General features: G+C 41.6%; 2 protein-coding genes and 1 pseudogene. All 3 read left to right on the top strand.

What is annotated here, in order from left to right; all coding sequences use genetic code 11:
• Nucleotides 1-456: 456 nt before the first annotated feature.
• Nucleotides 457-1,155 (top strand): SDR family oxidoreductase, encoded by a 699-nt coding sequence (locus BM021_RS14785; RefSeq protein ID WP_090721739.1) that lies wholly within the window; start codon nucleotides 457-459, stop codon nucleotides 1,153-1,155.
• Nucleotides 1,156-1,407: 252 nt separating this feature from the next.
• Nucleotides 1,408-1,560 (top strand): annotated as a pseudogene (locus BM021_RS16690) (IS1595 family transposase); the annotation flags it as partial.
• Between the two features lie 240 nt (nucleotides 1,561-1,800).
• Entirely contained in the window at nucleotides 1,801-2,322 is a 522-nt protein-coding gene (locus tag BM021_RS14775) for a GlcG/HbpS family heme-binding protein (RefSeq protein WP_090721738.1), read from the top strand.
• Nucleotides 2,323-2,582 lie beyond the last annotated feature (260 nt).

Raw genomic sequence — 2,582 nt, 5'->3', positions numbered from 1 at the left:
CGAAAAGCTCATATCAATTAACTCAATTGTATGATTAAAAACACTATTATATCATTAATCGCATCTGAAACTGGCTCTGACCGTGCAAAGTTCTCAGTTTTTTTGTCCGATAATGGCAAGAACATACAGCTTCCAAACAGGATTAAATTGGCGGTCAGCTGTGACCATCGGACAAAAGCAGCAATAATTTCAATCATAATTTTATGTAAGAGTTAATACCAGCACCAATACATGGTTTGATTGCAATTAGACAATCAGCCCAACAAATTTTCTAGATTTTTTTAGGTTAGAACATATGCAAAATTTTATAAAAATGTCGCAGCCTAGCTTAGAGCCACATGATCTTCAAGAATTTTATAATATTGCCAGAGATAGGGATGGCGGCGCCATTGACGTCAATTATCGGAATAAGGGATCATCTCCGTTCAATTAATGAATGACGATGGAAGGAGAGGCATGAGAACAGTATTGATTACAGGGGCAAATCGGGGCATTGGGCTTGAGTTTGTGCGGCAATATGCCATGGATCATTGGCGTGTTTTTGCGTGCTGCCGCAATCCGGCTGCAGCTGAAGCGCTGAATCAGTTGGCAACACAGCACCCTGACCGGATAACTATTTATTCACTAGACGTAGTCAATCATCAACAGATTGAACAATTATCACAAATATTATCTAATCAGGCGATTGATTTATTGATTAATAATGCTGGTGTTTATCCGCCAGAACGGGGCGATGCATTCGGAAAAACAGATTATGCTGCATGGGCTTATACTTTTGAGGTGAACACCGCGGCGCCTTTAAAAATGGCCGAAGCATTCATTCAGCAAGTTTCCAAAAGCGAACTCAAAACCATCATTACTATTAGCAGCAAAATGGGCAGCATTGCAGACAATCGGGGCGGTGGAAGTTATATCTATCGCTCCAGCAAATCGGGTGTCAATATCGTGATGAAGAGTCTGTCTATTGATTTAAATCCTAAGGGGATTGCTGCGGTTTTATTACATCCAGGATGGGTAAGAACCGATATGGGCGGCCCCAATGGACTGATTTCAACCGAGCAGAGTGTCACTGGTATGCGCCGGGTAATTAGTAACTTGAAGTCCGGAGATTCCGGAAAATTTTATGCGTTTGATGGGCAAATCGTGCCTTGGTAAAGTAGTCTTAGAAGATAATCTAAGCCCACTAGTTTTCATGTAACTACTAGAATAATATTAAAATAATAGCTTGTGAGCTATTTCAGTTAATTTACCTTATTCTATTGAGTAAGATCAATAACTAAAGAGCTAGCTTATGAAAGAGGGCAAGAGACAAATTTAATGGAATAGCAAAAGCATGACGGAACGGAGGAAACCTGTGCGCAGGCACTGGCACAGCAGCGCTGGCCGGTCCAGGCAGATGATTAATGATCGTGGATTACTGCCAGTCAGATGTTACGCAAGATTCGTATTGCTATGGGACACCGTAACAGCATCTATCGATTACACGAATTGATTGAAATTGATGATGTGTTGATTGGAGAGCGCCATACCGGACGAAGGGAACGCGGTGCCGAGAGGAGAGTACGGTTTTAACAGAAGAGCATGGGAAGCCGAGCTGCCATCTCGCTACTCAATGTTGCATACTCCGATTAAGCTGAAAATGATTTAGAGGCATATAGAAATATAATGATTGTTACTCTACCAAGAGTTCTATCGAAAGGGTTATTTTCAATAATTTATAAAGTTGAAATCTTAAATATTGACTTAAACGAGATAGAATATCTATTCATTATTAATAAAAATTGACTAGAGGATCTGATCATGAGAGACAAATTACAACAACTTGCAATCAGTATTTCAGCACTAGCGTTTTATGCAGTATTTAATCTGGCCTGGGCGCAGGATTTACTTACTCAAAAAATTTTGCCACTTGAATTATCAACCCACGCGGCAATGGCTGCTATAAAAAAATGTCATGACGACGGATTCAAAGTCAGTGTTGCCATTGTTGATCAGTCTGGATTACTCAAAGTACAACTAAAAGCCGATGGTGCTGGCCCCCACACTCTGGATAGTAGTCGCCGCAAAGCTTATACTGCTAATAGCCTCCGCGATTCAACAAATAAATATGCCATGCTGGTCACCCAGAAACCCGAGCTGCATGGCTTAACTCAATTAAACGAAAATATCCTTTTACTAGGTGGCGGCTTTCCTATCAAAATAGGTGGTGAAGTAGTTGGTGGTATAGGAGTAGGCGGCGCTCCGGGAGCTCAGTTTGACGAAATTTGTGCTAGTGCTGCACTAAAAGTTTTAAAAGCGGATAATACTTTTGAAAATAAGTAATCACTAATGAGGTACCTGTCGGGTAGTAGCTCAGATTTGATCTGACAGTCTTCTTGCCAAAAGGTGGGGTTATCCGATTTGATAGAGGTGTAAAAACTTTATCAACTAAAACACGTAAGCGCAAAGGAGATGGTATGGACGCCTCCCTCCTCACGGGGAGTAGGATAAGCAGTAAAGAATGACGCAGCCCCTCGCGGACCTGCCGGCATCTACGTGCCAAGGTGGAGATAATAGAATCTTTCCACAAACGGACGGAGGGG

It is taken from the genome of Nitrosomonas sp. Nm166 (assembly GCF_900112825.1).
Lineage (GTDB): Bacteria > Pseudomonadota > Gammaproteobacteria > Burkholderiales > Nitrosomonadaceae > Nitrosomonas.
The sequence above is the reverse complement of the archived record's forward strand: the minus strand, read 5'-3'. Positions and strand labels throughout refer to the sequence as shown.

Coding starts and splice junctions, on each gene's coding strand:
- BM021_RS14785 (WP_090721739.1), top strand. CDS start 457: ATGAGAACAGTATTGATTACAGGGGCAAATCGGGGCATTGGGCTTGAG.
- BM021_RS14775 (WP_090721738.1), top strand. CDS start 1,801: ATGAGAGACAAATTACAACAACTTGCAATCAGTATTTCAGCACTAGCG.